A 16,145-nucleotide genomic window follows, 5' to 3' on the forward strand; every position below is an offset into this window, starting at 1 on the left:
CTCGTCCGGGCCACAGCCCCACGGCGCACGTATGTACTCCAGGTTACGCGCCCGCTCGGAAAGCGTCCGTCCCGGGACCGCTGCTCGGGTGCCCCGGCCGTCGGCTCAGGCCTCCGCAGCCCCACCGAGCGCATCGGCCGCGGCCTGCGCCGACACCGTACCGGGGCGCTTGCGCGCCACCCAGCCCTCGATGTTGCGCTGCGGCGCGCGGCTCACGCCGAGTGCGCCGGCGGGCACGTCCTGGCTGATCACCGAGCCCCCGGCGGTGTAAGCACCGTCACCCACCGTGACTGGTGCCACCAGCATGTTGTCCACGCCGATCCGGGCGTGCGCACCGATCACCGTGCGGTTCTTGTTCACACCGTCCCAGTTGGCCGTCACCGTCGCGGCGCCGATGTTCGCGCCCTCGCCGACCTCGGCGTCGCCCAGGTAGGACAGGTGCGGCACCTTGGCGCCGGCGCCGATCTGCGACTTCTTGATCTCGACGAACGTCCCGACCTTGGCCTTGGCGCCCACCCGCACACCGCCGCGCAGGTACGCGTACGGGCCGACGGTGGCGCCCTCGGCGATCTCCGCCCGGTCGGCCGTGGTGTTGCTCACATGGGCGCCGGCGCCCACCACGGTGTCGGTCAGCGTGCAGTTCGGGCCCACCTCGCAGCCCTCGCCCAGATGGGTGGCGCCGTGCAGCTGGGTGTTCGGCAGCACCACCGCGTCGGGCCGGTAGGTCACCTCGACGTCGAACCAGGTGGTCGCCGGGTCCACCACGGTGACGCCCTCGCGCATCGCGCGCTCGACCAGGCGGGCGTTCAGCAGCCGGCGGGCCTCGGCCAGCTGGACCCGGTCGTTGATGCCCAGGATGTCGCGGAAGTCCTCGGCGACCACGGCGCCGACCCGGTGGCCCGAGGTGCGCAGGATCGCCAGGGTGTCGGTGAGGTACTCCTCGCCCTGGGCGTTGTCGGTGCCGAGCCGGCCCAGCGCCTCGGCCAGCAGCTTGCCCTCGAAGGCGTAGACGCCGGAGTTGATCTCGGTGATCGCGCGCTGGGCGTCGTCGGCGTCCTTGTGCTCGACGATCGCGGTGACCGCGCCGCCGACGGCGTCGCGCAGGATCCGGCCGTAACCGGTCGGGTCCGGCACCTCGGCGGTCAGCACGGTGACGCCGTTGCCCTCGACGGCGTGCCGCTCGGCCAGCGCGCGCAGGGTGGCACCGGTGAGCAGCGGGGTGTCCCCGGTGGTGACGATGACGGTGCCGTCCAGCGCCGTCCCGTCGGCGGCCAGCGCGTCCAGCGCGGAGCGCGCGGCGCTGCCGGTGCCGTTCTGGTCCCGCTGCACGGCGGCCAGCACGCCCGGGTACGACTGCGCCAGGTGCTCCTCCACCAGCGCGCGCTGGTGGCCGACCACGACCACCAGACGACGCGGCGCCAGCTCCTGGGCGGCGCTCACCACGTGGCCCAGCAGGCTTCGCCCGCAGACCGGGTGCAGCACCTTGGGCAGCGCCTTCGACTTCATCCGGGAGCCCTCGCCGGCGGCGAGTACGACAACGGCGGCGGGGGAGTTGGCACTCACGCGGGAGGCTCCTTGGGAGGGGTGGCCGGAGGGCGGGGAAAGTCCGGTGCGCAGCTCCGCACGCCCGCACTCGGACCAGTTCAGAGAATAACCGTGACCGACCTGGGCGATGACACCAAGTCGCTCCGGGGGGGGATCGTCCGGACGGGCCCGGGCGAGGAAAGCCGGGGCCTGACGACCCCGGCCCCACGTGACACGCTCCGCCGGTTGGATTCGAACCAACACTGCAAGGCTTCAAAGGCCTGCGGGCTGCCGATTACCCCACGGCGGACAGCTGCTCAGACCATACCGGAGACGCACCCCGGCTGGGTATTGACTCCCGCGCCCGGTACAGGACCCGCACCGGTCCCACGACGGCCTCCGGCTGTTCACCCGACGGCGCCGCCAGGCGTGCGCCGACGGCCGACGCGGCCGCGTCGCACTTCCCATGGGGGTCGCACTGAACCTACGATGCCGTAGGTTACGCAGACGTAGGGCCGTCCGCTCTGTCCAGTTTCCTCCCTCAAGGGACCCTTATGACCATGCAGGCCAGTGAAGCGCGCCCCGACGCCACACCTGTCCCCGCCTCGCAGATCTCCGCCACCCGTGGCGGGGAGAAGCAGGGGCGCGCCGAGCGGATCGCCCTCGGCCTCTTCATCGCCCTGCCGTTCGTCGCCCTGCTCGCCGCCGTCCCGGTGGCCTGGGGCTGGGGGCTGGGCTGGACCGACGTCGCGATCGCGACGGTCATGTACTTCGCCACCTGCCACGGCATCACGGTCGGCTTCCACCGCTTCTTCACGCACCGCTCCTTCAAGACCAACCGTGCGCTGAAGATCACGATGGCGGTGGCCGGCAGCCTGGCCATCGAGGGCCCGGTGGTGCGCTGGGTGGCCGACCACCGCAGGCACCACAAGTTCTCCGACAAGGACGGCGACCCGCACTCGCCCTGGCGCTACGGCGAGACGCTGCCCGCGTTGCTCAAGGGCCTGTGGTGGGCGCACATGGGGTGGCTCTTCGACGAGGAGCAGACCCCGCAGCACATCTACGCACCCGATCTGGTGAAGGACCCCGACATCCGGGCCGTCTCCCGGCTCTTCTGGCTCTGGACGACGATCTCGATGCTGCTGCCGCCGCTGGTGGGCGGGCTGATCGGGATGAGCTGGCACGGTGCGCTGACCGCCTTCTTCTGGGGCTCGCTGGTGCGGGTCTCGCTGCTGCACCACGTGACCTGGTCGATCAACTCGATCTGCCACGCGGTGGGCGCGCGCCCGTTCAAGTCGCGTGACCGCTCCGGCAACGTGTGGTGGCTGGCCGTGCTCTCCTGCGGCGAGTCCTGGCACAACCTGCACCACGCGGACCCGACCTCGGCCCGGCACGGCGTGCTGCGCGGGCAGGTCGACTCCTCGGCCCGGCTGATCCGCTGGTTCGAGCAGGCCGGCTGGGCGCGGGACGTCCGCTGGCCCGACGCCGAGCGCATCGACGCCCGCCGCACCGCATGACCCGGCGACTACAGCATGATGGAGGGGTGAACGGGAGCAACGGAGACACCGCAGACGGCCATCGCCCGCCCTCGGCCGGCGGGACGGGTTCGAGCGGCGCCGCTCGGACCGGCTCGGGTCCCGCCTCCCCGTCCGGGGCCGCCGCCCCGGCCCGCGGCCGCACCGGCCGGGTCCGGATGACGGGCAAGCAGCGCCGCGAACAGCTGCTGGACATCGGACGCTCGGTCTTCGCCGAGCGGGGCTACGACGGCACCTCGGTGGAGGAGATCGCCGAACGGGCCGGGGTCTCCAAGCCGGTGGTCTACGAGCACTTCGGCGGCAAGGAGGGCCTCTACGCGGTGGTGGTCGACCGCGAGATGCAGCTGCTGCTCGACATGGTGACGGGCGCGCTCACCGGCGGACACTCCCGCGAGCTGCTGGAGCAGGCCGCCTTCGCGCTGATGGACTACATCGACACCTCGACCGACGGTTTCAAGATCCTCGTCCGGGACAGCCCGGTCGCCCAGGCCACCGGCACCTTCGCCTCGCTGATCAGCGACATCGCCACCCAGGTCGAGGACATCCTCGGCCTGGAGTTCAAGGCCAGGGGCTTCGACGCGCGCCTCGCCCCGATGTACTCGCAGATGCTGGTCGGCATGGTGGCGCTGACCGGCCAGTGGTGGCTGGAGGTGCGCAAGCCGCAGAAGTCCGAGGTGGCGGCGCACCTGGTGAACCTGGCCTGGCACGGCCTGGAGGGCATGGAACGGCATCCGAAGCTGGTCGGCGACCGGCAGAACTGATATTCGGTCATCCGTTCTCCGAGAGTTTTCTCGATGTCAAGAGGCTTCATATCGACAGAACCACCGATACACTGATCGACATGGAGGATGAGGTCGACCGCCTGGTCGCAGCATGGCGCCGCGAGCGCCCCGACCTCGACGTGCAACCGCTCCAGGTGCTCAGCCGGGTCAGCCGGCTCGCCCGCCACCTGGACCGGGCCCGCCGCACCGCCTTCGCCGAGCACGGTCTGGAGCCCTGGGAGTTCGACGTCCTGACGGCCCTTCGGCGGGCCGGTGAGCCCTACCAGCTCTCCCCCGGGCAGCTGCTCACCCAGACGCTGGTCACCTCCGGCACGATGACCAACCGGATCGACCGCCTGGCCGGCAAGGACCTCGTCCAGCGGCTTCCCGACCCGGACGACCGGCGCGGGGTGCTGGTCCGCCTCACCGAGACCGGGCAGGAACGCGCCGACCAGGCGCTGGCCGGGCTGCTCGCGCACGAGCGGGAACTGCTCTCCCAGCTCACCGGCGGCCAGCAGAACGAGCTCGCGGGGCTGCTGCGGCAGCTGGTCGCACCGTTCGACAACATCCCGGGCTGACGGCCCGCCTGCCGGGCGCCGTACCGCCCGCTCAGTCGGCGGCCGGCTCCTGGGGCGAGCCACCCGGCACCGCGGGTGCGGGCACCGGCTCCGCCGGACCGATGCCGGCCCGGCGGGCCAGCGCCACGGCGGCCAGCGTGGAGTGCACCCCCAGCTTCCCGAGGACGTTCTGCATGTGGGTCCGCACGGTGTGCGGGGACAGGTAGAGCCGCTCGGCCACCGCCTGCCGCCCCAACCCGGCGACCATGCAGCGCAGCACCTGTTTCTCGCGCGGGGTGAGCGTCTCGATCAGCCGCTCGCTCTCCGTCCGGTCCCGCCGGGCGGTGGTCAACTCCCGTACCACGCCGGTGAGGAGCGCGGGCGGCAGATGGGTCTCACCGCGCAGCACGCCGCGCAGCACGGCCAGCAGCCGGGTCAGCGAGCTCTCCTTGGCCACCCAGCCCGCCGCCCCCGCGTACAGCGCGCGGACGGCCCGGCGCGGATCATCCTCGACCGCCAGCACCACGGCGCGCAGCCCGGGGTAGCTGTGACAGGCACGGCCGATCAGGGCGATGCCGTCCGGCTCGCGCGGTTCGGCGGACGGTTTGGACGGCGGCCGGGCCGACTGGGCCGGCGCGGCCTGAGGGTTCGTCACCGAAGGTGGTGCGACTGCCCGTTGCGCCGCGAGCAGGTTGCCGGGGCGGCGCGGCGCGGGGACCACGCCGGCGGTGCGGCGCAGCGCGGCCGGTGCGGCCTCGGCCTCCACCGCCGGACGGGGACGTCGCGCCGGACCGGCGGCCGGGCCGCCGGACCCGAGGTCCGCGTCGACCAGCAGGACGTCGAACGGGCGGCCCTCGGCGACCGCGCGCTCCAGGGCCGACTCGGCGGCGGACACGCTCCCGGCCGCTCCGACGTCGATCTCCGACTCGGCGGAGAGCGCCGTGGCGAGCGCCTCGGCGAAGATGCGGTGGTCGTCGACCACCAGGACGCGGATCCGTCCCATGCGGTGTCCCCCCTGCTCCGGCGCGGGCCCCCACCGCTACCCGGCTCAGCCTACGGGCCGGGAGAGCGGCGGGGCGGGGGTTTGCCCAAGTTGGACCAGACCGGTGGCCGGGGCGGCGGGTCAGCCCACCCGGCGCGACCCGGCGCAGGCGGTCGCGGTGAAGCTGCGCGGTGCGAGGTAGCCGGCGGCCGCGAAGGCGGCCTCCACCGCCGCCGCCACGGGGGACGTCCGCTCTTCCGGGACCAGCGCGATGATCGAGCCGCCGAAGCCGCCACCGGTCATCCGCGCCCCGAGCGCGCCCGCCTCGACGGCCACCGCGACGGCGAGGTCGGTCTCCGGGCAGGAGACCCCGTAGTCGTCGCGCAGCGAGGCGTGGCCGGCCGTCAGCACCGGACCGAGCGCCGCGAAGTCCTCTGCGTCCAGCAGTGCCACCGCCTGCAGGACGCGGGCGTTCTCGGTCACCACGTGCCGGACCAGCGGGCCGAGTTCGGCCGGGAGCCGGTCCAGCGCCTCGGGCAGCCGGTCGGCCGTCAGCTCGCGCAGGGCGGGCAGGTCGAGCAGGGCGGCGGCCCGTTCGCAGCCGGCCCGCAGCGCGGCGTAGGCGCCGTCCCCGAGGTCGTGCTTGACCCGGGTGTCGATCACCAGCAGCCGCAGCCCGCGCGCCGCCAGGTCGAACGGCACCTGGCGCTGCGCGAGGTCCCTGGTGTCCAGGAAGAGCGCCGCGCCCTCGGTGCAGCAGGCCGAGGCCATCTGGTCCATCGAGCCGCACGGGACGCCGACGAAGTCGTTCTCGCCGCGCTGCGCGATCAGCGCCGACTGCCGCTGGTCCAGGTCGAGTTCGTACAGGTCACGGTAGGCGGCCAGGACCGAGCACTCCAGCGCGGCGGAGGACGAGAGGCCGCCGCCGCTCGGCACGTCACTGTCGAAGTACAGGTCGGCGCCGCCCACCTGGTGGCCCGACTCGTTCAACGCCCAGACCCCGGCGGCCGGGTAGGCCGCCCAGCCGGCCACCGCGCCGGGCTTCAGATCGGCCACCAGGACGTCGGTGACCCGCCCGTCGCCCTGCGCGCTGTACAGCCGCAACCGCCCGTCGTCACGGCGACGGGCGGTTGCCAGCACCACCTGTCGGAGTGCGATCGGGAGGACGAACCCGTCGTTGTAGTCGGTGTGTTCACCGATCAGGTTGACCCGACCCGGCGCCGCCCACACCCCGGTGGGGGCGGCGCCGAAGACCTTCTCGAACTCCGTTGTCACGTGGCCCTCTTCAATGTCGCCGGGCCGTACTCGGCCCGGCCGGTGGCTACTTGGCCGCCAGTTGGCTGGCCGCCGGTTACTTGTCCCTCGTGGCGAACGCCCAGGCGTCCGCGACGATGGCGTCCAGGTCGGGGCGCTTGGGCGTCCAGCCCAGCGCCTGGTGGGCGCGGTCCGCGGAGGCGACCAGCACCGCCGGGTCACCCGGCCGGCGCTCGGCGAGGACCACCGGGATCTCCCGGCCAGTCACCCGCTTGACCGACTCGATCACCTCGTGGACCGAGAAGCCGCTGCCGTTGCCCAGGTTGCAGATCAGGTGCTCGCCGGACTTGGCGGCGTCCAGCGCCAGCAGGTGGGCGTCGGCCAGGTCGGCGACGTGGATGTAGTCGCGGATGCAGGTGCCGTCCGGGGTCGGGTAGTCGTCCCCGAAGACGGAGATGTGCGGACGCTGCCCGAGCGCGGCCTGGAAGACCAGCGGGATCAGGTGCGACTCGGGGTCGTGCCGCTCGCCGTAAGTGCCGTACGCGCCGGCCACGTTGAAGTAGCGCAGGCTGACCGCGGCCAGGCCGTGCGCGACGGCCTCGCTGGTGATCAGGTGGTCGACGGCCAGCTTGGTGGCGCCGTAGGTGTTGGTCGGGGAGGTGCGCGCGGTCTCCGCGATCGGCACCGACTCCGGCTCGCCATACACGGCGGCGGTGGAGGAGAACACCAGCTTGCGCACGCCGGCCTTGCGCATCGCGGTGATCAGCTCCAGCGAGCCGGCCACGTTGTTGCGCCAGTACTTCTCCGGGTCGGCGACCGACTCGCCGACCTGCGAGGAGGCCGCGAAGTGCAGCACCCCGTCGAAGGAGGCGTCCAGCACGTCGGCCGCGTCCTGGATCCGGCCGCGGACGAACTCGGCGCCCGCCGGGACGCCCTCACGGAAACCCGTGCTCAGGTCGTCCAGCACGGTGACCTGGTGTCCCGCCTCCAACAGGTGGGCGGCGACGACACTGCCGACATAGCCGGCACCGCCGGTGACCAGGTACTTGCTCATGGTGCAACCTCCCGCAGGCGCTGCGCCGCCGCTTCGGGCGACACATCGTTGACGAACGCGTCCATGCCGGATTCGACCCCGGCGAGGAACTTCAGCTTGCCTACGGTACGACGGATCGAGAACAGCTCCAGATGCAGTGCCAGCTCAGCCCCGCCCGGGTGGGGAGCCTGGTGCCACGCCGCGATGTACGGGGTCGGCGGAGCCTCCTCACCGAACAGGCGGTCGAAGCGGCCCAACAGGTCGAGATAGAGCCCCGGGAACTCGGCGCGCTCGGGCTCGGTGAGCTCGGTCAGGTCGGCCACCCGGCGGTTCGGGTAGAGGTGCACCTCGTAGGGCCAGCGCGCGGCGTACGGGACGAACGCCGTCCAGTACTCGCCGGCCGCCACCACCCGCACGGGATCGGCCAGCTCGGCGATCAACAGGTCCTCGAAGAGGTTGCGGCCGGTCTCGGCGCGGTGCCGGTCCGCCTGCTCGATCATCTTGCCGGTGCGCGGGGTGACGAACGGGAAGGCGTAGATCTGACCGTGCGGGTGTGCCAGCGTCACCCCGATCTCGACGCCACGGTTCTCGAAGCAGAAGACCTGCCGGACGTCCGGCAGGGCCGACAACTCGGCCGTCCGGTCCGTCCAGGCGTCCAGCACCAAGCGGGCCTTGGCCTCGCTCAGGCCGGCGAACGAGGCGTCGTGCTCGGAGGTGTAGCAGACCACCTCGCAGCGGCCCACCCCCGGCCGGCCCAGGTGCAGCGGCTCGTCCAGGCCCGGGACGTGGGCGGCCGCGTCGGTGGCCAGCGACGGGAAGCGGTTCTCGAAGACCACCACGTCGTAGTCGGCGGCCGGGATCTCGCTGAGCCGACCGTCACGCGAGGGGCAGAGCGGGCACTCGTCCGCAGGGGGGTGGTAGATCCGCCCCTGCCGGTGCGCCGCCACCGTGACCCAGTCGCCGAGCACCGGGTCACGGCGGATCTCGGCCAGGCTCGCGGCCGGCTCCAACGGACGCCGGTCCGGCGCGTCCCGCAGGACCGCCTCGTCACGGTCGTAGTAGATCAGCTCGCGACCGTCCGCCAGCTTGGTCGTGGTCTTCCGCACAGTCTCCGCCTCCGGTGAAACCGTCCACTGTCCGCCGTTGCTGTTCGCCGGGGCAGCTTCCGACATAATCGAACATTACTCACCAGCAGTCAACAGTTTGGCACGCTCGGGAGCAGGAAAATAGGCAGCAAAAAGGGCGGATGCGCGTGCGCACCCGCCCTTCGTGGCCTGTCGGGGCAGCCTGGCGCCCCCTTCGCCGGCCTTCTCCGCCCCGCTGGGACCCGGCCCCGGCCGGCCCCTGGGCCTCCTGGGAGAGAAGCCCTCTACTCGCGCGCCAGCCGGGCCAGCAGGCCGGTCCGGGCCGCCACTGCGGCCGCCTCCAGCCTGGTCCGCGCACCGAGCTTCATCAGCACCCGCTGCACGTGCGTCCGGGCCGTGCTGGGCGCTATGCCCATTCCGGTCGCGATCTCCTGGGTGTCCTGGCCGTCGGCGATCCGGGCCAGCACCTGGACCTCGCGGCGGGTGAGCGCGCCGAGCAGGCGCAGCGCCTCGTCGTCGGGCTCGCGCACCGGGTGCAGCAGCCGCTCGAAGGCGGCCTGCAGGACCTCCACCGCGACCGCCGCCTCGCCGGCCCGCGCCCGGCCGATCGCCCGGTCCACCACCTCGATGCGCTCGTCGCTGCGGACGTAGCCGGCCGCCCCGGCCGCGAAGGCGTTCGCCACCCCGCGCAGATCGTCCACCGGCCCGAGCACCACGACGGCGACCTCGGGTCGCTCCTGCCGCAGCCTGCGCACCGGCGCGAAGACCCCGGCGGCGCCGGGGCGGGCCACGCCCAACAGGCAGACCTCCGGGCGCCGCTGCACCACCAGGTCGGCCGCGGCAGCCGCCGGGCTGCCCACCGCCAGCACCCGGTGGCCGCGCACCTGCAGCGCGGCGGCCAGCGCCTCAGCCAGCAACCGGTGATCGTCGACCACCACGAGCCGCACGCCCACGGCGTCCTCCCCCGTACCCGGCGCGGCACCTCGCCGCGCGCCGCGGACCGCACGCCGCGTACCAGCCCTACACCACAGCAGTGTTGACGCACCATCACAGCGCATCAGTCCCCTGCCCCGCTACCTCTGCGCCCGGCTGGGGGATAACAAAAAGAGACCCTCGCCGTGATGGCGAGGGTCTCTTCCCGTGGAGCCCCCATGCGGAATCGAACCGCAGACCTTCTCCTTACCATGGAGACGCTCTACCGACTGAGCTATAGGGGCGAACTGGCCGAACGAGGAAGACATTACATGGTCATCGGCCGGATTGGGAAATCGATGTCAGCCGCCCGGCGCACGCCCCCCGAACCCGCCCGCGCCTCCCCGTGCGGCGGCCCGCGCGGCGGCCCGCGCGAGCTGCGCCGCTCCCCCTCGGGCCCGCGCGGCTACGACGTCGCCGGACCTCCGCTCCCGACCGGGCCACCGCTCTCGACCGGGCTGGCGCGGCGCCCGGAACCAACCGGCCGATCCACCGCCAGATCACGGCCACAGGTCTCCGGCAGCGCGCACAGGCAGGCGGCCGAGGCGACTCCCAACACCGCCAGGTACCACCCCACCGGCGTCGCCGTGCCGTACGTCGCGGTGATCCTGGTCGCCAGCAGCGGCGCGGTCGCGCCGCCCACCACACCCCCGAGGTTGTAGGTCAGCGCGGCCCCGGTGTACCGCACCCGGGTGGGGAACAGCTCCGGCAGGAACGCCCCCATCGGACCGAGCAGCACGCCCAGCAGCGCGGACGACCCGACCAGCGCCAGCAGCATCAGCGAGGCGCGCAGACTCTCCAGCAACGGGAACACCGTCAGCGACCACCCCGCCGCCAGCACGGTGCCCACCAGCACCGTGCGCCGGCGCCCCCAGCGGTCCGACCCGCCCGCCGAGAACCAGACCGCCAGGGCCCCGCCCGGCGCGGCGAGCAGCTGGAGCGAGAGCATCAGCGTCCGGTCCACGCCCAACTCCCCCGTGGTGTAGGCGAGCGCGTAGGTGTTGCTGAGGTAGAAGAGCGCATAGCCGAACGACAGCGCACCCGCCCCGAGCAGCACCGGCCGCCAGTGCCCGCGCAACACCTCCAGCGCCGGCACCACCGCCCGCCCCTCCGGCCGCCCCTCCGGCCGCCCCTCCGGCCGCCCCTCCGGCCGCTCCTCCGGCCGCTCCTCCGGCCGCTCCTCCGGCTGCGCGGCACAGGCGGCGAACACCGGCGTCTCGGCGATCCGCAGCCGGACGAAGAGGCCCACCACAACCAGCAGCAACGACCCCAGGAACGGCACCCGCCACCCCCAGGACGTGAACGCGCCCTCGCTGAGCCCCGCGGACAGCGCCAGGAAGACCCCGGTGGCCAGCACCGACCCGGCGCTCGGCCCCAGCTGCAGGAACCCCGCATACCGCCCGCGCCTCCCGGGCGGGGCGTACTCCGCCAACAGCAGGGCGGCACCACCCCACTCGCCGCCCAGCCCGAGCCCCTGGCAGAACCGCAGCACCACCAGCGCGACCGGCGACCAGATCCCCCAGTGCGCATACCCCGGCAGCACCCCCACCGCCGCCGTCGAGAGCCCCATCATCAACAGCGACGCCACCAGCACCGCCTTGCGCCCCACCCGGTCACCGAAGTGCCCGAACAGCACCGCCCCCACGGGCCTGGCGGCGAACGCCACCGCGTACACGGATAGCGCCGCCAGCAGCGCGTTGGCCGCCCCGAGCGCAGGGAAGAACTCCCGCCCGAAGACCAGCGCGGCGGCCATCCCGTACAGAAAGAAGTCGTAGAACTCGATCGCTGTCCCGACGAAGGCAGCAGCCGCCACCCTCCCCAGCCCCGCCTGCCGCACACCCTCCGGCCCCACGTCAATCGCCATACCCCGACCCTGCCGCCCACCCCCTGGCCCAACAAACCGCCACTTGGGTGACGGGGGCGCGCAAAGAGTTCGTACACGCCCCCGGAAGGGATTCAGTGCGACCAGTAGGGGTCGGCATTCGCCGGATTCGGCCAGGGCCCCTGATACCAGGAGGGCTCTGGACCAGCCAGGGCCGGAGGGCCTGACGAGGTCAATGGTTCGAACGGATCCCCTGATCCGCTGTAGTTCACTTCACCGACGGCGACCAGCATTTTTATCTGAAATGGACTGAATTCGTCCATGTCAAGCCTCACCGAAACACCACCAGGAGCAGTTGTCGTCCATTCCCGCGTGCGACCGGCAGGGGCGTCGAGGAACTTCTCGTGGACGGGTGCGTAACCACTCTTTGCCCAGTAGTCCTTGACCATTCCACGGAAGCCCTCAAGTTTCCCCTGGGCGATAGGCGTCAGGACCCCCTGCTCGCGCGTGAACGTAGCCCGGCCGGTGCGCTTGTAGGTGATATGGAAGTTGCTGTAATCAGGCTCGGATCCATAGCCGAAAAACGCTGGTTTGATCGCCGGACTGAGCGAGCCGAAAGTTCCGTCAGCGGCGGCATCGAGTTCCTGACGGGCTTTCTCGGGCGCGATTCCGGGCTTGTGGTCCCCCAGGAACCACCAGGCGGCGACCATCAGCAGCGCGAGGACCGTGGCACACACCAGAAGGGCCCGGCCGCGCGAGGTCTCCGTCCTGGCGCTCCGAGTCACCATCGATCCGCCTCCGGTCGCACCTTGTCGGGGCTACCGACGACGATGTTGGCGATATTGCCCAGCGAAGGACCACCGTTCTGGGGCGTCAGATATTCGGTGTGTGTCCGGAGCCAGTGCACGGGACTCCCGTCCGCCACGGAGAAGCGATGCGCACCGAAGGAGCTACTGGCCGGATCCGTGCCGAACCACCGCGAATTGGGGCTGCAGCCCGGTGCGTAGGTAATCGGGTCGAACGCCGCCTCACCGACCCAGACATGGCCTGGAAGGCCGAGGTCAGCAGCAGTGCCGGCCCCGGTGCCGGGGCTGCCGATCAGGACCACGTCGTCCGGCGGGGTGTAGGCGTTGGGCTGATGGGTCGACAACATGGTCGCCTGGCCGACCAGAAACGAGCCGTAGCTGTGGCCGATCGAGGTGATGTGCTGCGGCTGCGCGCCCGTGTTGGTGGCCCGCAGACCCGTCAGGAAGTTCGCGTAGGCCGGAGCACCGACCTGGCCCCGGTCCGGCGAGGCGACGGAGGGCGGTCCGGGAGGCGCGTCATAGCCGAGCCAGACGACCGAGGCGGCCGAACCGTTGCCCAGTTCCGCCTCGTTCGCGGCGTTGTAGAGGTTCAATGCGTTGTTGGCCTCGTTCGCACCGGGGTCGTTGATCGAATCCATACCGAGCGAACTCAGGGTGGTGGTCATCCCGGGCACGTACGTGCTCACGTCGGTCGCCGTGTCCGGGTTGCCGAAGGCGAGGATCGCCCGGCCCTGCCCCTGTGTCCCGATGCCGAGCAGATAGTCCTTGGGATGATGACTCGGATCGGCGGCCACCCGTTGGTCGTCCATGTCGAGCCGGTCCTGGATGCTGTTGAAACCGTCCAGCTGCCCCTGCAGCTCGTCGTGCTTCTCCCGCCACTCCATGTGCGCCATGGTCTCCACCGGGAACCCGTCCGTGACCACCCCGTCGAACCGTGGCGGCTCCGGGCCGAGTTGGGCGATCTGCCCCTGGAGGTCCGTCCGGATCCGGCTCAGACCCAGCCGGTTGGCCTGGTCGCGGGCCGGCGAGGGGACCCCGTCCAGGTTGCCGACCTGGTCCGGGTGGTTGTTGATCAGGTCCTGCTGCTCGGCCGGGGTGAGCCCCGCCCACCAGGCCTTGACCTGCGCCGGCGTGGATCCCTGCGCGGGGATGTTCTCGCGGGCCGCCTCGGTCCGCTGGTCAGCACCCGCAGTCGCGCTGTCGAGACCGGTACCGCTGGTCGCGTTGTCCGTGAAGTGCTTCAGCCGCGCGGAGATCAACTGGTCGGCCTGGTCCGCCTCGGTGAGGGCGGCGGCGATCCGGGTGCTGACGTCGGTCGCCCTGGCGCGGGCGGACGCACCCGCGTAGGTCGCGGAGCTGGGGTCGTTGTCCCAGGTGATGCTTCCGTCCGGCTTGACGGTGAGGTGCGCGGCGGCGGCGTCGTCGAGCGCCTGCACCAACTGCGCCTGAGCCAGCGCGAACGACCTGGCCGCATCACTCAACGTCCCGCCGACGAGGCTCAGCTCGTCGTGAGCGGCCTGCATCTTGCCGGTGAACGCCGCGAGATCGGCCCGCACCTGGACGGCAGTGGCGCCCGACCACCGCGTGTCGTCCAAGCGGTCCGTCACCGTGCTCCGCCAGGCGCCGACGTGCTGGCCGAACTCGGCGGTCAGCTGCTCGTAAGCCGCCTGAGCACTCGCCAGACCGTTGGTGTCGGCGTTCATCAGGGTCGCGATGTCCACCGCTACGCCACCTGCCTGCGGGAACGCACCGGCGCGGACCCGGGCGACCCGTCGGCGAGCACCGTCCCGAACGGATCGGCAGCGCCCGCCCGCGCCTGGTACGCCGCCGGCCTGCTCGACGTCTGCAGGGACTGCAGGTTGGCGGCGGCACCCTGGTCGCTCTGCCGGTACCCCTGCGCCATCTGGACCATCTTCGCGCCGTAGCCGTCCATGGCAGCGGCGAGCCCGTCGAGCAGCTTCTTCCAGTCGTACGTGCAGTCGTGCAGCGCACCGCCCGTGGCCCACCCGGCCAGACCGCCCGACGCCCGATCGCTCGGCGCGAGAACGCTCCCGGTCTGGTCGGGTATCTGCTCGGCTATCCCCTGCGCACTGTGCCCGGCCCCCTCCAACTCGTCCGGGCTCACCTCGAAGCCACCGCCCCCGTCGGAAATCGGCACGCGTCCCCCCACTGTCGCCTTCGCGGCCCAGTCCCCCCGGACCCTTCACCGACGTGGCAGTCCCGTGCCGGGGCCCCGCGGGAAGACACCCAATGTAGCTGATCCGCACACGCTCGGTCACGTGTTCGCAGATCCGGCTATGCGGAGGGCCTGCGCCCGGGGCCAGGCACCGGCCCTACGACTTGTACGGGTTGACCGGCGGCGCCGGCGGCGGCTGGTACCCGGGGGGCGGCGGCTGCTGAGCGTACGGCGACTGCCCGTAGCCCGGCTGACCGTACGGCGCCTGCGGGGGCAGCGGGTACCCTGGCGCACCGGGCGCGGGCTGCGCCGGTGCTTGCGCCTGCGCCTGGGAACGGCGCTTGCGGCGGAGGAGGAAGAACACGCCACCGAGCAGCGCCAGCCCCGCAACCACCCCACCTGCGACGAGCGGCAAACTGCTGGACCCGGAGGACGAGCCGGCGGATGCGGCCGGAGTGGGCGAACTACTCGCGGCACCGCCACCGGACGCCGGGACGGTAGCCGGCGTCGAAGCGGGCGCACTGTTCGCGGACCCGGCCCCGGACGCGGACGCGGACGTCGGAGCCGAAGGAGCACCCGAGGCCGCGATGCCCACGCCTGCGGCGACGAGCGGGTTCACGTCGGCGGGACCGGGGTCACCGGGCGTGTTGAGGGCGGTCCGGGGGCTGATGGAGCCGAAGCCGACGAAGTTGTTGCGGTTGCTGCCGTCGTTGGGCTTGTTGGCCGTGTTGATCAGGACGCGCAGGACCTGGTTTCCGGTCCAGGTCGGGTGAACTGACCACACGATCGCAGCTGCGGCAGCGGTGAGCGCGGTGGCGTCGGAAGTTCCGTGGCCCTTGCAGTAACCCGTCGGGTCGATGCAGGCACTGTAGATGTCCAGCCCGGGAGCGGTCAAAGCAATTTGAGGACCTGACTCCGACTCGGGAGTCACTACCCCACTGTGGTCGAATCCAGCAATTGCAGCCACCCCGGAAGCAGCTCCGGGGTACATAACCGGATTGCCCTCCTGGGCGCTGTTTCCGGCACCGGCAACGATAAGGCTCCCCTTGCCGATAGCGTAATTGACCGCAGTCTGCAGGGCGGAGATATCTCCGCTACTGATGTCCGCGGAGCGAACCCCCAGTGAGATGCTTATTACCTTGACGCCCTGATCGACTGCGTAGTCGATGGCTTCATCCACTTGCTTCAGCGTTTCCGGACTTGGAGCATCCGCCGTGGAGTTCACCTTCAACGGGAGAATCTTTGCCCCTGGCGCAAGACCGTAGGCTCCCTGCCCGTTGAAGCTCTTGCCAGATCCAGCGATCATACTGGCCATAGCTGTCCCGTGGCCGTCCGTGTCCGTGGTCGGGCCTCCGGGAAGACCGCTAAAGTCCTTTCCTGGCAGCACCTGGCCAACCAGGTCAGGAAGATCTGCCCTGACCCCGCTGTCGATGACCGCCACGGTGATGCCCTTGCCCGTGCTCGTCTGCCATACCTCAGGCATGTGCAACGCATCCAAATGCCACTCGGACGCCCGAGGTGTGTCTGCTGCTAGAGCGGGCCAACTGAGTCCGCCAACCATGGCTGCAGCCACTGCCAGCGACGCTGCGGCATGCCGCAACCCCAGGGTTGGCGTGCCGTTTCGCCGCATAACATTCT

Annotated in this window: 14 protein-coding genes and 2 tRNA genes; 3 read left to right on the plus strand and 13 right to left on the minus strand. The window is 71.7% G+C overall.

Translation table 11 applies throughout. The features are described 5' to 3' along the window. Positions 1-105: 105 nt before the first annotated feature. Together glmU and BS80_RS17495 are read right to left on the minus strand one after the other, a co-directional pair. Entirely contained in the window at positions 106-1,563 is a 1,458-nt protein-coding gene (gene glmU, locus BS80_RS17490; RefSeq protein ID WP_035798456.1) for a bifunctional UDP-N-acetylglucosamine diphosphorylase/glucosamine-1-phosphate N-acetyltransferase GlmU, read from the minus strand. Positions 1,564-1,761: 198 nt separating this feature from the next. Next, positions 1,762-1,834, minus strand: a tRNA-Gln gene (locus BS80_RS17495). Positions 1,835-2,084: 250 nt separating this feature from the next. Here BS80_RS17495 and BS80_RS17500 point away from each other — a divergent pair. The 3 genes from BS80_RS17500 (at position 2,085) to BS80_RS17510 (ending at position 4,398) form a co-directional block, all read left to right on the plus strand. Continuing rightward, positions 2,085-3,041 carry an acyl-CoA desaturase gene (locus BS80_RS17500; RefSeq protein WP_232246514.1) on the plus strand — a complete coding sequence of 319 codons (957 nt, stop codon included), beginning with the start codon at positions 2,085-2,087 and terminating at the stop codon, positions 3,039-3,041. Between the two features lie 26 nt (positions 3,042-3,067). Next, positions 3,068-3,820, plus strand: a complete 753-nt coding sequence (locus tag BS80_RS17505) for a TetR/AcrR family transcriptional regulator (RefSeq protein WP_035798462.1) — start codon at positions 3,068-3,070, stop codon at positions 3,818-3,820. Between the two features lie 80 nt (positions 3,821-3,900). Further along, positions 3,901-4,398, plus strand: a complete 498-nt coding sequence (locus tag BS80_RS17510; RefSeq protein WP_035798465.1) for a MarR family winged helix-turn-helix transcriptional regulator — start codon at positions 3,901-3,903, stop codon at positions 4,396-4,398. 31 nt (positions 4,399-4,429) lie between these two features. Here the strand turns inward: BS80_RS17510 and BS80_RS17515 are convergent, their stop codons facing one another. The 11 genes from BS80_RS17515 to BS80_RS38615 form a co-directional block, all read right to left on the minus strand. Continuing rightward, positions 4,430-5,380, minus strand: a complete 951-nt coding sequence (locus tag BS80_RS17515; RefSeq protein ID WP_035798467.1) for a response regulator transcription factor — start codon at positions 5,378-5,380, stop codon at positions 4,430-4,432. A 120-nt stretch (positions 5,381-5,500) separates the two neighbouring features. Next, complete coding sequence (gene galK / locus BS80_RS17520; RefSeq protein WP_035798470.1) at positions 5,501-6,634, minus strand: galactokinase; 1,134 nt, start codon at positions 6,632-6,634, stop codon at positions 5,501-5,503. 76 nt (positions 6,635-6,710) lie between these two features. Next, positions 6,711-7,667, minus strand: coding sequence for a UDP-glucose 4-epimerase GalE (galE, locus tag BS80_RS17525; protein ID WP_035798481.1), 957 nt, complete (start codon positions 7,665-7,667; stop codon positions 6,711-6,713). Next, positions 7,664-8,752, minus strand: a complete 1,089-nt coding sequence (galT, locus tag BS80_RS17530) for a galactose-1-phosphate uridylyltransferase (RefSeq protein ID WP_035798484.1) — start codon at positions 8,750-8,752, stop codon at positions 7,664-7,666. Before galT ends, galE begins: the two co-directional genes overlap by 4 nt. Positions 8,753-9,015: 263 nt before the next feature. Continuing rightward, a complete protein-coding gene (locus tag BS80_RS17535; RefSeq protein ID WP_035798487.1) occupies positions 9,016-9,684 on the minus strand; it encodes a response regulator transcription factor in 669 nt (222 codons plus the stop codon). 188 nt (positions 9,685-9,872) lie between these two features. Next, positions 9,873-9,948, minus strand: a tRNA-Thr gene (locus BS80_RS17540). 161 nt (positions 9,949-10,109) lie between these two features. Next, a complete protein-coding gene (locus BS80_RS17545; RefSeq protein ID WP_051966729.1) occupies positions 10,110-11,567 on the minus strand; it encodes an MFS transporter in 1,458 nt (485 codons plus the stop codon). Positions 11,568-11,659: 92 nt separating this feature from the next. Further along, entirely contained in the window at positions 11,660-12,313 is a 654-nt protein-coding gene (locus BS80_RS40820) for a hypothetical protein (RefSeq protein WP_157536333.1), read from the minus strand. Next, positions 12,307-14,052 carry an alpha/beta hydrolase gene (locus BS80_RS17550; RefSeq protein ID WP_035798489.1) on the minus strand — a complete coding sequence of 582 codons (1,746 nt, stop codon included), beginning with the start codon at positions 14,050-14,052 and terminating at the stop codon, positions 12,307-12,309. Before BS80_RS17550 ends, BS80_RS40820 begins: the two co-directional genes overlap by 7 nt. A 2-nt stretch (positions 14,053-14,054) precedes the next feature. Then, positions 14,055-14,489 (minus strand): hypothetical protein, encoded by a 435-nt coding sequence (locus BS80_RS17555; protein WP_035798491.1) that lies wholly within the window; start codon positions 14,487-14,489, stop codon positions 14,055-14,057. 175 nt (positions 14,490-14,664) lie between these two features. Further along, a complete protein-coding gene (locus tag BS80_RS38615; RefSeq protein WP_198045550.1) occupies positions 14,665-15,990 on the minus strand; it encodes a S8 family serine peptidase in 1,326 nt (441 codons plus the stop codon). Between the last annotated feature and the right edge of the window lie 155 nt (positions 15,991-16,145).

Origin of the sequence: Kitasatospora mediocidica KCTC 9733 (assembly GCF_000744225.1) — a bacterium.
GTDB lineage: Bacteria > Actinomycetota > Actinomycetes > Streptomycetales > Streptomycetaceae > Kitasatospora > Kitasatospora mediocidica.

Bases quoted from the DNA above. Each gene is read 5' to 3' on its own strand.
- BS80_RS17545 (WP_051966729.1), bottom strand. From the start codon at position 11,567: ATGGCGATTGACGTGGGGCCGGAGGGTGTGCGGCAGGCGGGGCTGGGG.
- galE (WP_035798481.1), bottom strand. From the start codon at position 7,667: ATGAGCAAGTACCTGGTCACCGGCGGTGCCGGCTATGTCGGCAGTGTC.
- BS80_RS40820 (WP_157536333.1), bottom strand. From the start codon at position 12,313: ATGGTGACTCGGAGCGCCAGGACGGAGACCTCGCGCGGCCGGGCCCTT.
- BS80_RS17510 (WP_035798465.1), top strand. From the start codon at position 3,901: ATGGAGGATGAGGTCGACCGCCTGGTCGCAGCATGGCGCCGCGAGCGC.
- BS80_RS17515 (WP_035798467.1), bottom strand. From the start codon at position 5,380: ATGGGACGGATCCGCGTCCTGGTGGTCGACGACCACCGCATCTTCGCC.
- BS80_RS17500 (WP_232246514.1), top strand. From the start codon at position 2,085: ATGCAGGCCAGTGAAGCGCGCCCCGACGCCACACCTGTCCCCGCCTCG.
- BS80_RS38615 (WP_198045550.1), bottom strand. From the start codon at position 15,990: ATGCCTGAGGTATGGCAGACGAGCACGGGCAAGGGCATCACCGTGGCG.